The 13,205-nt window shown below is 65.0% G+C and carries 11 protein-coding genes; 7 read left to right on the top strand and 4 right to left on the bottom strand.

Annotation, left to right across the window (positions count from 1 at the left end):
* Positions 1-58: 58 nt before the first annotated feature.
* The 3 genes from ACSFA3_RS16775 to rsmA all read left to right on the top strand — a co-directional run bounded on the left by ACSFA3_RS16775 (position 59) and on the right by rsmA (position 4,825).
* A complete protein-coding gene (locus ACSFA3_RS16775) occupies positions 59-2,509 on the top strand; it encodes an LPS-assembly protein LptD (protein ID WP_435506616.1) in 2,451 nt (816 codons plus the stop codon).
* A gap of 129 nt (positions 2,510-2,638) precedes the next feature.
* Positions 2,639-4,009, top strand: a complete 1,371-nt coding sequence (locus ACSFA3_RS16770) for a peptidylprolyl isomerase (RefSeq protein ID WP_435506615.1) — start codon at positions 2,639-2,641, stop codon at positions 4,007-4,009.
* Positions 4,010-4,015: 6 nt separating this feature from the next.
* Complete coding sequence (gene rsmA, locus ACSFA3_RS16765) at positions 4,016-4,825, top strand: 16S rRNA (adenine(1518)-N(6)/adenine(1519)-N(6))-dimethyltransferase RsmA (RefSeq protein ID WP_435506614.1); 810 nt, start codon at positions 4,016-4,018, stop codon at positions 4,823-4,825.
* Between the two features lie 86 nt (positions 4,826-4,911).
* Here the strand turns inward: rsmA and ACSFA3_RS16760 are convergent, their stop codons facing one another.
* The 4 genes from ACSFA3_RS16760 to ACSFA3_RS16745 form a co-directional block, all read right to left on the bottom strand.
* Positions 4,912-5,130, bottom strand: coding sequence for a hypothetical protein (locus ACSFA3_RS16760; protein WP_435506613.1), 219 nt, complete (start codon positions 5,128-5,130; stop codon positions 4,912-4,914).
* Positions 5,109-5,528 (bottom strand): barstar family protein, encoded by a 420-nt coding sequence (locus ACSFA3_RS16755; RefSeq protein WP_435506922.1) that lies wholly within the window; start codon positions 5,526-5,528, stop codon positions 5,109-5,111. The genes ACSFA3_RS16760 and ACSFA3_RS16755 overlap by 22 nt, the downstream gene beginning before the upstream one ends.
* A gap of 65 nt (positions 5,529-5,593) precedes the next feature.
* Positions 5,594-6,037 (bottom strand): guanyl-specific ribonuclease, encoded by a 444-nt coding sequence (locus ACSFA3_RS16750; protein WP_435506612.1) that lies wholly within the window; start codon positions 6,035-6,037, stop codon positions 5,594-5,596.
* A 205-nt stretch (positions 6,038-6,242) separates the two neighbouring features.
* Positions 6,243-8,600 carry an NADP-dependent malic enzyme gene (locus ACSFA3_RS16745; protein WP_435506611.1) on the bottom strand — a complete coding sequence of 786 codons (2,358 nt, stop codon included), beginning with the start codon at positions 8,598-8,600 and terminating at the stop codon, positions 6,243-6,245.
* A gap of 162 nt (positions 8,601-8,762) precedes the next feature.
* On the opposite strand from ACSFA3_RS16745, the gene ACSFA3_RS16740 reads away from it, so the two are divergent.
* Genes ACSFA3_RS16740 through ACSFA3_RS16725 form a run of 4 tightly spaced genes read left to right on the top strand, consistent with a single transcriptional unit; the run spans position 8,763 to position 13,159 of the window.
* Positions 8,763-9,812: an SPFH domain-containing protein gene (locus ACSFA3_RS16740; RefSeq protein ID WP_435506610.1), complete on the top strand. Its 1,050-nt coding sequence runs from the start codon at positions 8,763-8,765 to the stop codon at positions 9,810-9,812.
* A gap of 9 nt (positions 9,813-9,821) precedes the next feature.
* Positions 9,822-11,354, top strand: a complete 1,533-nt coding sequence (locus tag ACSFA3_RS16735; protein ID WP_435506609.1) for a DUF4178 domain-containing protein — start codon at positions 9,822-9,824, stop codon at positions 11,352-11,354.
* A gap of 24 nt (positions 11,355-11,378) precedes the next feature.
* Positions 11,379-11,597 (top strand): DUF350 domain-containing protein, encoded by a 219-nt coding sequence (locus ACSFA3_RS16730; protein ID WP_435506608.1) that lies wholly within the window; start codon positions 11,379-11,381, stop codon positions 11,595-11,597.
* Positions 11,594-13,159 (top strand): polyamine aminopropyltransferase, encoded by a 1,566-nt coding sequence (locus ACSFA3_RS16725; RefSeq protein ID WP_435506607.1) that lies wholly within the window; start codon positions 11,594-11,596, stop codon positions 13,157-13,159. Before ACSFA3_RS16730 ends, ACSFA3_RS16725 begins: the two co-directional genes overlap by 4 nt.
* Positions 13,160-13,205 lie beyond the last annotated feature (46 nt).

The raw sequence follows: 13,205 nt of genomic DNA, 5'->3' as shown, positions 1-13,205 counted from the left end.
TGACGACGCTGCCCATGTCTGAATCCAACCGTCTTCGCGCCTGGCGCGCCCGTTCCGAATGAGCCGGTCCATCCGGCCCTTGCGGCGCGTACTGAGACCTTCGCGTCCGCCGCTTCCCCTGGCCTTGCTGACGCTGGCGCTGATTCCGGTGCTGAGTCCGACATCCGCACAGGCGCAAGGCGCTTCCGGCAACCCCGATACCGCCTGGATCGGCACGCCGCTCACGCTGCGACGCTCGCCGGCGCTGGTCGAGATCATTCCCCAGGCCCAGCGGGCCCAGCGGCCGAACTTCATCGGCGGCGACAGCATCACCGGGCGCCCCGACCTCGAAACGGTGATCCAGGGCAATGCATCCGTGCGCCGCGGCGACACCGTCATCACCGCCGATCGGCTGGAGTACTACCAGCCCGACGACCTGGCCAAGGCCCGCGGCAACGTGCGGGTCAACCAGGCCGGCAACATCTACGAAGGCCCCGAACTGGAGTTGAAGCTCGAAACCTTCGAGGGCTTCTTCAACAACGTCCGATACCGTTTTCTCGAGACCGGCGGTCATGGCGAGGCGGAGCGCATCGATTTCGTCGACGCCAACGTGTCGGTTGCGCGCAGCGCCACCTACACCACCTGCCGCATCGAGGATTACCCCGGCTGGATGCCCGCCTGGTTGCTGAGCGCGGCCACACTGACGACCGACACCGAGGAGAACGTCGGTGTCGCGACCGATGCGCGCATGAGTTTCATGGGCGTCACCACGCCGGCGCTTCCGTCGCTGAGCTTCCCGCTCAACAACCAGCGCAAGAGCGGCCTGCTGCCTCCGCTGTTCGGAGTCGACAGCGTCAACGGCATCGAGTTGCTGCAGCCGTACTACTGGAACATCGCGCCCAACCGCGACGCCACGCTGTACCCGACGTTCATGAGCAAGCGCGGCGTCAATGTCGGCAGCGAGTTCCGGTATCTGGAAAGCGCCTATCGCGGCACCCTGCGCCTCGACTACATGCCCAGCGACTCCCTGCGCGACCGCGATCGCTGGGGCATCTGGACCAGCCACAACCAGTCCTTCGATCCGAAACCGTTCGGGCTCGATTCGCTCACCGGCACGCTGACGATCAACCGCGTCAGCGACAACGACTACTGGCGCGATTTTTCCCGCACGCCGACGCTGTCTTCGCGCCTGCTGCCGAGTCAGGGCTCGCTCAACTGGTCCAAGGGCGACTGGAACGGGCAGATCCGGGCGCTCAAGTACCAGACGCTGCAGTACGACCTGTCGCCGATCACTCCGCCCTACGACCGGCTGCCGCAGCTCACCGCCAACAACACCAAGTACGACCTGGGCGGTTTCGACGTCACGACCACGCTCGACTACACCCGCTTCAGCGCCAGCCAGCAGTACGCGCCGTTGCTCAACGGCATCAAGCAGCCCGACGGCGAGCGCGCGTTCGGGCAGGTGGCGGTCAGCCGGCCGTGGATCACGCCGGCGAGTTTCGTGATTCCGAAGGTGATCCTCAACTCGACTGCCTACCAGTTCGATTCCCCGCTGGCCGGTGGCGCCACGTCGGCAAACCGGACGCTGCCGACCTTCAGCCTCGACAGCGGGCTGGTGTTCGAGCGCGACGCCAATTTCTTCGGCCGCGCATTCCTGCAGACGCTGGAGCCGCGCGCCTACTACGTTCGCACGCCCTACCGCGACCAGAGCAAGCTGCCGGTTTACGACAGCGCCGCCAACGACTTCAACTTCGCGACCATCTACACCGAGAACGCGTTCTCCGGCAACGACCGCATCTCCGACAGCAACCTGCTCACGCTTGGCGTCAGCACGCGGCTGATCGACCCCGACAGCGGCGTCGAGGCGGCGCGCTTCGGCATTGCGCAGCGTATCCGTTTCGCCGACCAGAAGGTCACGCTGCCCGGTGTGCTTCCGGTCACGGACCGGCTGAGCGACGTGCTGCTCGGCGCCCAGATCAACTGGACGCCGAAGTGGAGCCTGGACACCACCGTGCAGTACAACCCGGATTCGCAGCGGTCCGAGCGCACCACGGTGAGCACGCGCTACAACCCGGCGCCGTACCACAACCTCAACCTGGCGTTCCGCTATCAGGCGGACACCACGCCGCTGTTGAACGACGGCAGCAAGTCGATCGACATGGGTTTCCAGTGGCCGCTCAACGACTTCTGGGGTGACAAGGGCAAGGTTCTTCCGGCCGGCAAGGGCGCCGGTGGCGGACGCTGGTACGCAGTGGGTCGCCTCAACTACAGCCTCAAGGAAAGCCGGCTCACCGACGGCGTGATCGGCGTCGAATACGATGGCTGCTGCTATATCGGGCGCATCGTGCTGGAACGTCTGACGACCGGACAGGTCTCAACCAACACGCGGATCATGTTCCAGCTCGAATTCGTCGGTTTCGCCAGCGTCGGCACCAGCCCGCTGCAGAGCCTGACCCGGAACATCCAGCGCTACCAGCCCCTGCGCCAGCCCGGAGGCGAGATGACGAGCCGCTTCACCCAATACGACTAAGCAATGAAACTTACCCCCAGTCTTCGCGCACTTCGTGTCGCTTCGCCAACCCCCTTGCAGGGGGCAACACCGGTGGCCCGGCGGAGCCGGTTCCACGGTGTTTTTGGTCTGACGGCAATAGGCGCGGTGGTGCTCACCACCGCATTCCTTGCCACCGGTGTCCAGGCGCAAGGCCTGGGCTTGCGTCCGCCGGGCGGCGGCGGCATCACGGACATCATGCGCATGGGCGTTTCGCCGACGGTTCCGCGTGCGGATACGGCGCAGCCGACGGGGCAGCGTGCGGCCGAGTTCATCGTCGCACTGGTGAATTCCGAGCCGATCACCAACACCGAAGTGCAGAGTCGCGTGGAGCGCATCGTGCGCGAGAACCCCGAAGCGGCGCAGCGCATGCAACGCTCCGAACTGACGCGGCTGGTGCTGGAGCGCGTCATCGCCGAGCGCGCGCAACTGCAGCTTGCGAAGGAAAACGGCATCAAGATCGACGACATCGCCGTCGACCAGGCCGAAGAAACCGTGGCGCGCCAGAACCAGATCACGGTGCCGGAGCTGCGCCGGCGCGTGGTTGCGGAAGGCATGTCGCAATCGGAGTTTCGTACCGACCTCAAGAACCAGCTGGTGCTGACCCGTCTGCGCGAGCGCGAAGTCAACAGCCGCGTGAAGATCAGCGACGTCGAAGTCGACCAGTACCTGCAGGAACAGCGCAACGCTGCCAAGCCGCAGGAGATCAACCTCGCGCAGGTGCTCGTCCTCGTGCCCGAGAACGCGACCGAGGCTCAGATCGCCACGCTGCAGCAAAAGGCCCGCGCGATCGCCGATCGCGCACGCTCCGGCGAGGATTTCGCCAAGCTGGCCCGCGAAGTGTCCGACGCACCCGACCGCGCCAGCGGCGGCGTGCTCGGTCTGCGCGCCGTCGACCGCTATCCGCCGCTCTTCGTCGAAGCGACGCAGGCCACTGCGGTCAACGGCATCGCCGGCCCTGTCCGTTCGCCTGCCGGTTTCCATGTCCTGAAGGTGCTGGCCAAGGCGCAGCAGGGCGGCATCGGAGAAGGCACGGTGACGCAGACGCAGGTCCGCCACATCCTGCTGCGCACCGATGCCCAGCGCAGCACGGCGCAGGCGATCGAGCAACTGGCCGAGTTCAAGCGCCGTCTTCAGGCCGGCACTGCGAATTTCGCCGGTCTGGCGCGCGACAACTCCCAGGACGGCAGCGCCAAGGACGGCGGTGAGCTGGGCTGGACGCGTCCGGGGCAGTTCGTGCCGGAATTCGAGGAAGTGGTCGAGCGGCTCGCGCCCGGACAGGTCAGCGATCCTGTGGTGACGCGATTCGGTGTCCACCTGATCGAGGTCGAAGGTCGGCGTGAGTCGCAGCTGACCCAGGCCGAACTGCGCGAAGCCGGACGCAACGCACTGCGCGAAAAGAAGACGGACGAGGCGTTCGAGACCTGGACGCAGGAAGTGCGTGCCCGTGCCTACGTCGAATTCCGCGAAACTCCTCAGTAACCGGTAATGGCACAGCACATCGCGCGCAAGCGCTTCGGGCAGCACTTTCTGTCCGACGGCGGAATCATCGATGCGATCGTCGATGCGATCGCACCGCAGCCGGGCGACGCGATGGTCGAGATCGGGCCGGGGCTCGCCGCGCTGACGCAACCGCTGGTCGAACGGCTCGGCCGGCTCACGGTGATCGAGCTGGACCGCGACCTGGCGCAAAGGCTGCGCGGACACGGTCAGCTCGACGTGATCGAGTCCGATGTGCTGAAGGTCGATTTCGCGACGCTGGCGGCCAGGCTCGGCGCACCGGCGGCGGAAGGTGGCGCGACCAGGGCGCTGCGCGTGGTCGGCAACCTTCCGTACAACATCTCGACGCCGATCCTGTTCCACCTGCTCGGCTTTGCACCACTGATCGCCGACCAGCACTTCATGCTGCAGAAGGAAGTCATCGACCGCATGGTGGCGCGCCCGGCCACGTCGGACTACAGCCGGCTCAGCGTGATGCTGCAGTGGCGCTACGCGATGGAGAACATCCTGTTCGTGCCGCCTGAAAGCTTCGTTCCACCGCCCCGCGTCGACAGCGCCGTCGTGCGGATGGTGCCACTTGCGCAGCCGCCGGATGTCGATCCGAAGCGCCTGAGCGAAATCGTGCAGGTCGCTTTCAGCCAGCGCCGCAAGATCATGCGGCATACGTTGGGCAAGTGGCTGGAACTGCACGGATTCAGCGGCAGCTTCGATGTACAGCGCCGGGCCGAAGAAGTACCGGTCGACGAATATGTGGCGCTGGCGCAGGCGGTACCGCCGGAGACCGCACCGATCGCGTGAATCGCTGCGCTATTTCGCCCATGAAGAAAGCCCGTCGTCGACGGGCTTTCTTCATGGTGCAGGAGCGCCTCGAAGCGCTTTTGCAATCAGGCTGCGCTGAGCCAGTAACCCGAATTGAAGGGGCTGCTCATGCGCAGCGCCAGGGGCGACACGTCGACCAACTTGTCGGTCGGCATTTTTTCGGCGGTAGGATCGACGGCCGGAACCTCGATACCCAGGGTCGGCGCATTGCCGTTCAAAGCCTCGTTCGCCCGTTCTGCTTGGCTGGTGTTTGCAGAACGGGCTACAGAAAAGAATAGAAGCACCTGAACGGTATCTTCCGGTCTCCCCAGTAGTCGGATGCATCCCGGAAGATGTCGAGCAGCTGCTCGCGCGCTTCCTTGTCGAACTTGCCGTTGGCCGGAATCTGCTCGAGCACGACGATGAAGCCGGGCTGCGGGCCCGACTTGTGCAGGGGATCGGTCATGCAGTCGTACAGCGCGTCGAAGTTCTTTCCGAAGTGCGACGGGAAGGTGAATTGCTGTGCAATGAGGTCGAGCACGTCCTGCTTGGTCTGGGCATTGGCCAGATTCGCGTACAGAAAATGCTGCCCCGCCGATTGCGCAGCTTCCTGCAGATCGCTCACGCGGAAAGCGCGAATCGACTGCACGATATTGGGGCGCACGGCACGAAGGGATAAGGTCATCTCCGCAGGTCTTTCCATGGTTGTCGTCATCATCTTTTCTTGGGGGCGCGAGACTGCGCCGTTCCGATCATCCAGTTCAAAGCTCATGGCACGATGCGCCTGAAGCTTGCGTAGTGGTCCGCTGTGTACCAGCAGGCCGCTGTAGGCGAATTGCGTCTTTCGCCGTTGTCTTTACTGCCGCCGCAGACGATGCGCCTGGCGCCTCTGTTGGAGGCGCCGGGTGTGTCGACCGTGTATTCGCGGTAGTGTCCGCGCCGTTCGGGCGGCAGAAGCCGTTCGCGGTTGCCGAACACCGTGCCGTCCTTGTCGTGACGGAAAGGACCGCCGTCGAGAATGGCTTGATAGGTGCGTTGGCCCTGTGCGGGCAGCTCGGCCAGCGGAATCGATTCCTGGGACAGCTGCCTCGCAGCCATGCCGGTGCTGTCGCGGGCTTGCGCCTCGGTCGCTCCCATCGCCAGATTCGCAAGCAGACAGGCTGCAAGGACAAATCGGGAAGCGAGAGACGTGATCGAGGCGTGAGCCGCCATGGGTGCACCACAAGGAAAAAGAGCGGGAGGCCGAATCGGGAATCAACCGTGGGGTTAACCCGTAAATTCAAGCCCGCCAGTGTGCACCAGGCAGGCGCAAATAGCAAGCGCGTGCCCAAAAAACGGGCAGGCTGCTAGCATTTGCAGATCCTGGAAAAGTAAGTGGCCGCTGTCGTCCGACAGGGCCACCGTTCTCACTTGCCGATCAACGGTCGGCGTTGGCGTCGGCGACCGTCAGCGCGGTCATGTTCACGATGCGTCGCACTGTCGCACTGGCCGTGAGAATGTGAACAGGTTTTGCAGCACCGAGGAGAACCGGGCCGATGGCAATGTTGCCGCCGGCTGCGGTCTTGAGCAGGTTGTACGAGATGTTGGCTGCATCGAGGTTGGGAAACACCAGCAGGTTGGCGTTGCCCGACAGCGCGCTGTGCGGCATGACCTGCGCACGCTGCTTGCCGTCGAGCGCGACGTCGCCGTGCATCTCGCCGTCGACTTCGAGCCACGGCGCCTGTTCGCGCAGCAGTTCGAGCACGCGGCGCATCTTGAGGGCGCTCGGCTGGCTGGTCGTGCCGAAATTCGAATGCGACAGCAGCGCAGCCTTCGGCTTGAGGCCGAAACGCATCATTTCCTCGGCCGCCATGGTCGTGATCTCGGCCAGCTCTTCGGGCGACGGGTCGTAGTTGACATGCGTGTCGACCAGGAAAACCTGGCGATCGGGCAGCAACAGGCCGTTCATGCAGGCGTAGACCGGAACGTTCTGCGGCGTGCTGGCGCAGCCGCCGGGACGCTTGCCGATGACCTGATCGATGTGGTGCAGGTGGGTCTGCGTGGTGCCCCAGGTGCCGCAGATCAGGCCGTCGACCTCGCCCTTGTGCAGCAACATCGAGCCGATCAGCGTCAGGCGACGGCGCATTTCGATCTTGGCCGTCTGCACGGTCGTGCCAAGCCGCTCGGTCATGCGGTGGTAGGTCTGCCAGAAATCGCGGTAGCGGTGGTCCTGCTCGACATTGACGATGTCGTAATCGAGCTCTTCCTTCAGGCGCAGGCCGAATTTCTCGATGCGCTGCGCAATGATCGCCGGGCGGCCGATCAGCGTCGGACGGGCAATGCCTTCGTCGACCACGATCTGTACCGCGCGCAGCACGCGCTCTTCCTCGCCCTCGCTGAAGGCGACGCGTTTCTTGGTCGCGCGCTTGGCCGCGTCGAAGATCGGCTTCATCATCGTGCCGGACGCGTAGACGAAACTCTGCAGCTTGTCGCGGTAGGCGTCGAGATCGGCGATCGGGCGCATCGCGACGCCGCATTCGGCCGCTGCCTTGGCCACGGCCGGCGCGATCTTCATCATCAGGCGCGGGTCGAACGGCTTCGGGATCAGGTACTCGGGGCCGAAACTGAGCTTCTCGCCCACGTAAGCCGCAGCCACGCGCTCGCTCTGTTCCGCCTGGGCCAGATCGGCGATGGCGTGGACGGCGGCGACTTCCATCTCGTCGGTGATGGTGGTGGCGCCGCAATCGAGCGCGCCGCGGAAGATGTACGGGAAGCACAGGACGTTGTTGACCTGGTTCGGGTAATCGGTGCGGCCGGTCGCCATGATCACGTCGTCGCGCACCGCATGTGCGTCTTCGGGCGCGATCTCGGGATTCGGATTCGCCAGCGCGAAGATCACCGGGCGCGGTGCCATCTTGGCAACCATCGCCGGCTTCAGCACGCCTCCGGCTGACAGGCCGAGGAACACGTCGGCGCCTTCGATGATCTCGGCCAGCGTGCGGGCCTGGGTCGACTGCATGTACTGGCGCTTGTCGTCGTCCATCAACTCTTCGCGGCCTTCGTAGACCACGCCGGCCAGATCGGTGACGTACACGTTGGAGCGTTCGAGCCCGACCTTGAGCAGCAGGTTCAGGCAGGCCAGCGCCGCAGCGCCAGCGCCGGACGTGACCAGCTTGACCTTGCCGATGTCTTTCCCCGCGACCTTCAGGCCGTTGAGCAGCGCGGCGGCGACGGTGATGGCGGTGCCGTGCTGGTCGTCGTGGAAGACCGGGATCTTCATGCGCTTGCGCAGCTCGCGCTCGACGTAGAAACAGTCGGGCGCCTTGATGTCTTCGAGGTTGATGGCGCCGAAGGTCGGCTCCAGCGAAGCGATGATCTCGACCAGCTTGACCGGGTCCTTCTCGTCGATCTCGATGTCGAACACGTCGACACCGGCGAATTTTTTGAAAAGGACGCCCTTTCCTTCCATTACCGGCTTGGAAGCCAGCGCGCCGATGTCGCCCAGACCGAGCACCGCGGTGCCGTTGGTGATGACGCCGACCAGGTTGCCGCGCGAGGTGTACTTGAACGCGTTGAGCGGGTCCTTGACGATTTCCTCGCAAGGCGCAGCGACGCCGGGCGAATAGGCCAGCGCCAGGTCGCGCTGGTTGACCATCTGCTTGGTCGCCGCGATGGCGATCTTGCCGGGCGTCGGGAGCTCGTGGTATTCGAGGGCGGCGCGGCGCAGTTCGGCGCGTTTGTCTTCTGCGCTCGGCACTGCCAGCGAGGAGGTACTCAGGGAGGCTAAATCGGACATTGGCGGCGGGCTCCTGCCGTCGCTGGCGTACGCGGAATGCTGCGTCGGCGACAGATTTGTAAAGGGGCGCGATTGTAGACCTCAGGCCTTCCGAGCCCGTCCCGAACCGACATTGCGATGTGGCAACATTCCACGACCGACAACCGCAAAAGAGGAGCTGCCATGGCGCTGATGGATTTCATCAAGAAACAGTTCATCGACATCCTCCAGTGGACCGAAACCGGCGATGGCACGCTGGCCTGGCGCTTTCCGATGGCCGAGATGGAAGTGCAGAACGGCGCTTCGCTGACGGTGCGCGAATCGCAGGTGGCGGTGTTCGTCAACGAAGGCAAGATGGCCGATGTGTTCGGGCCCGGCATGTACAGGCTCACGACGCAGACGCTGCCCGTGCTCACGTACCTGAAGAACTGGGACAAGCTGTTCGAGTCGCCGTTCAAGACGGACGTCTACTTCTTCAGCACGCGCCAGCAGATCGACCAGAAATGGGGCACGCCCCAGCCGATCACGATCCGCGACAAGGACTTCGGCGCGGTGCGGCTGCGCGCTTTCGGCAACTACAGCTTCCGCATCGACGATGCGAAGCTGTTCCATACCGAAATCTCCGGCACGCGCGATGTGTACACCGTGGCCGATCTCGACGGCCAGCTGCGCGGCCTCGTGTTGCAGAACATCAGCAACGCGATCGCCGCCAGCGGCGTGCCGTTTCTCGATCTGGCGGCCAACCAGATCCAGTTCGCTACGGCGCTCGGCGCGCAGCTGCAGCCGGAGTTCGCGAAGATTGGCATCCGGCTCGAGAACATCACCGTCCAGAACGTCTCGCTGCCCGAGGAGCTGCAGAAGATCCTCGACCAGAAGATCGGGATGGGCATGGTCGGCGGCGACATGGGCAAATTCATGCAGTACCAGACCGCCCAGGCCATTCCGAAGTTCGCCGAGGGCTCGGCGAACGGCTCCGGCGGCATCGCCGGCGACGCGATGGGCCTGGGAGCCGGTGTGGCGCTCGGCCAGGTGCTGGCTCAGAACCTGGCGCAGGGTCTGAATCCGAATGCCGCCGCGACGGCCGCCGTTGCAGCGGCGGCGCCTGTGACGGAGATCAGCGCCAACGACGTGATGGCGACGCTGGAAAAACTCGGCGACCTCAAGGCCAAGGGCATCCTCACGCAGGAAGAGTTCGATGCAAAGAAGGCGGAACTCCTGAAGAAGCTGGTCTGATGCGGCTTCATGGCTGAGGAAAGAGGCGCCCAGCGCGCCTACCGTGCGCCCTGTCCGGGCTGCGGCGCGCCGGTGGAATTCAGGTCGGCGCAGTCGAGCTTCGCCGTCTGCGCGTACTGCCGGAGCACGGTCGTGCGCGACGGCGACAAGCTCTCGCGAGTCGGCAGGATGGCGGAGCTGTTCGACGATTTCAGTCCGCTGCAGCTGTTCGCGGCCGGCCGGATCGGCGGCGAATCGTTCACGCTGATCGGCCGGCTGCAATACGCCTACGCCGGCGGTCGCTGGACCGAGTGGATCGCAGTTTTCGCGGACTCGGGCACGCGCACTGGCGTGCTGAGCGAGGACAACGGCGCGTTCGTGTTCTCGACGCCGGTCGTGCTCGACCGCGACGCGCCGCCACCCGACACGCTGCGGGTCGGCGCCAGCACTGCGTTCAACGGCCAGACCTACACCGTCGCCTCCAACGAACAGGTGACGCTGGTTTCGGCCCAGGGCGAGCTGCCGCGGCTGCCTGCGCTCGGCACGCCTTTCGCGGTGGTCGAACTGCGCAGCGACAAGGGCGAAGTGCTGAGCCTCGATTACGGAAGCGACGGCGTGCAGCCGCCGACCGCATCGCTGGGCCGCGCCGTGCGGCTCGACGATCTGAAGCTCACCGGCCTGCGCGACGCCTCGACGACCGAAGAAAAAGGCCGTGCCTTCAACTGCCCGAACTGCGGATCGCCGGTGACGGTGAATCTGGCGGACAGCAAGAGCATCGTCTGCGGAAACTGTCACAGCATCATCGATCTGACGCAGGGTATCGGCGGCGAACTCCGGCATGCCGAGCAGGACGCGCCGGTCCAGCCGCTGATCGCGCTGGGCAGCATCGGCCTGCTTCAGGGCCAGTCATGGCAGGTGGTCGGCTTCCAGCACCGGCTGGGCGCGGAATCCGGTCAGGTCGACGCCGAAGACGGCGAGCATTTCGGATGGAACGAATACCTGCTCTACAACCGGCAGCGCGGTTTCAGCTTCCTGGTCGACTCGGAAGACGGCTGGAGCATGGTCGCGCCCACCACCGGCGCGCCGACGACTCCCGGCAACGGCAAGACCGCCAGATACCTCGGTAAGACCTACACGCAACAGTCCGTCTACAACGCCGAAACCAGCTACGTTGCGGGCGAGTTCTATTGGCGGGTGGAGCGCGGACAACGGACGTCGAACCGCGATTTCTCGAGCGGTGCATCGCTGCTGTCGATGGAGCGCTCGGCCAACGAGATCACCTGGTCGCTGGGCAGCAGGATGGACAGTGCGGCAGTCGCTGCCGCATTCGGACTCGATGTGCGCAAGGACCTCTTCAAGCGCAGCGACGCGGCGCCGCTGAGTGCTGCTTCGGGCCTGGGATGCGGCACCATCGTCCTGATCGCCGTCGTCATCGTCGTCCTGCTGATCATCCTGAGCACCTGCAGCAGCCGGGCGGGAACCGGTTCAGGTGGCTATGCAGGTTCGTCGCGCAGTTCGGGTGGCTCGTACGGCGGCTATTCGAGCGGCGGCGGTCATAAATGAAAACACAACTTCCGGGAGATCTTCATGGACTATGAATGGCTGAAAGTCGGCGCCATCGTGGCGTCGCTCATCTATGCCGCGATCGGCGTGGCCGTCTTCTGGCTGGCCTTCGTGATCATCGACAGGCTGACGCCGTACGACCTCTGGGCGGAGCTGGTGGAGAAGCAGAACCAGGCGCTGGCGCTGGTGGTCGCCGCGATGTGCCTTGGCATATCGATCATCGTGGCTGCGGCGATTCATTGAGTCTCGCGCCATTGCACTCGCCTGCAGCGCGGGCGCGAGTCCCGCAGCCCATCGACATCGCGCTGCTCGCCAGCGTCTTCGTCGTCGCGGCCTGCGGGCTGGTCTACGAACTGAGCGCGGCGGCGCTCAGTTCGTACCTGCTGGGCGATTCGGTGCTGCAGTTCAGCACCGTCATCGGTACCTATCTGTTCGCAATGGGCGTCGGTTCCTGGCTTTCTCGCTACTTCGACCGGCAACTGCCGGCGCACTTCCTGCGCATCGAACTGATGGTGGCGCTGGTCGGCGGTGCGCTGCCGGCACTGCTGTTTCTGGCCAACGCCTATGTGCCGGGCGCGTTCCGCCTGCTGCTCTACGGGCTGGTGATGGTCGTGGGCACGCTGGTCGGACTGGAGATTCCGCTGGTGATGCGCATCCTGCGGCGCAACGCGGCGTTGAAAGACCTGGTCTCGCAGGTTCTGACCTTCGACTATCTCGGCGCGCTGGCTGTGTCGGTGGCGTTTCCGCTGGTCTTCGTGCCGCATCTCGGCATGATCCGCACCGGCTTGCTGTTCGGTTTGATGAATGCGGCGGTGGCCGTGTGGGCGCTGTGGCTCTTCCGGCACGAGCTGCGGCGTTTCGCGGCGCATGCGGCGGCCTGCGGCATCACGCTGGCGCTCCTGGCAACGGCGTTCGTGCTCGCCGACCGCATCACGACACTGGCCGAGGACAAGTTCTACCAGGACCCGGTAATCTTCAGCGCGACCTCGCCCTACCAGCGCATCGTCGTGACCCGCGGGGCGGTCGGGCACCGGTTGTTCCTCAACGGCAATCTGCAGTTCGCCGAGCGCGACGAATACCGTTACCACGAGGCGCTGGTGCACCCGGCGATGGCTGCGCAGGGAGCGCCCAGGCGGGTGGCGGTGCTCGGCGGCGGCGACGGCATGGCGGTACGCGAGATCCTCAAGTACCCGTCGGTGGAACAGGTCACGCTGGTCGAACTCGATCCGCACATGACGCAGCTGTTCACCGACCACGACACGCTGGCCGCGCTGAACGGCCATTCGCTTTCCTCGCCGAAGGTGAAGATCGTCAACACCGACGCCTTCCAGTGGCTGCAACAGGGCGGTGCGGTCGGTGCGGTCGGGGAAGAGATGTTCGACGTCATCGTCGTCGACTTCCCCGATCCGACGAATTTCGCGATCGGCAAGCTCTACACCAGCGCGTTCTACGCCCTGCTCGACCGCCGGCTCTCCGCCAGCGGCTATGCGGTGATCCAGACCACGTCGCCGCTGATCGCGCGCAAGAGCTTCTGGACCGTCGTGACGACCGTCGAATCGGTCGGCCTCACCGCGACGCCGTATCACGCGCATGTGCCGAGCTTCGGCGAATGGGGCTTCGTCATTGCGAGCCGCCGCCCGTACCGCCTGCCGGACACGCTGCCCGACGGACTGCGCTTCCTGTCGAAGTCGACCTTGCCGCTGTTGTTCGACTTTCCGCTCGACATGGCGCGCGTGCCGGCCACGGTCAACCGGCTGTCCAACCAGACCTTGGTCACGACCTACGAGAAAGAGTGGGGCAGGTGAAGCTCGCCCCCAGGCTGCGCGCACTTCGCGTCGCTTCGCCAACCCC

Source organism: Variovorax glucosi (assembly GCF_051216695.1).
Taxonomy (GTDB): Bacteria; Pseudomonadota; Gammaproteobacteria; order Burkholderiales; family Burkholderiaceae_C; genus Variovorax.
Note: the sequence above shows the minus strand (reverse complement) of the source record. Positions and strands in the feature narration are given on the sequence as shown.

Bases quoted from the DNA above. Each gene is read 5' to 3' on its own strand.
- ACSFA3_RS16750 (WP_435506612.1), bottom strand. From the start codon at position 6,037: ATGGCGGCTCACGCCTCGATCACGTCTCTCGCTTCCCGATTTGTCCTT.
- ACSFA3_RS16775 (WP_435506616.1), top strand. From the start codon at position 59: ATGAGCCGGTCCATCCGGCCCTTGCGGCGCGTACTGAGACCTTCGCGT.
- rsmA (WP_435506614.1), top strand. From the start codon at position 4,016: ATGGCACAGCACATCGCGCGCAAGCGCTTCGGGCAGCACTTTCTGTCC.
- ACSFA3_RS16730 (WP_435506608.1), top strand. From the start codon at position 11,379: ATGGACTATGAATGGCTGAAAGTCGGCGCCATCGTGGCGTCGCTCATC.
- ACSFA3_RS16740 (WP_435506610.1), top strand. From the start codon at position 8,763: ATGGCGCTGATGGATTTCATCAAGAAACAGTTCATCGACATCCTCCAG.
- ACSFA3_RS16745 (WP_435506611.1), bottom strand. From the start codon at position 8,600: ATGTCCGATTTAGCCTCCCTGAGTACCTCCTCGCTGGCAGTGCCGAGC.
- ACSFA3_RS16735 (WP_435506609.1), top strand. From the start codon at position 9,822: ATGGCTGAGGAAAGAGGCGCCCAGCGCGCCTACCGTGCGCCCTGTCCG.
- ACSFA3_RS16755 (WP_435506922.1), bottom strand. From the start codon at position 5,528: ATGGAAAGACCTGCGGAGATGACCTTATCCCTTCGTGCCGTGCGCCCC.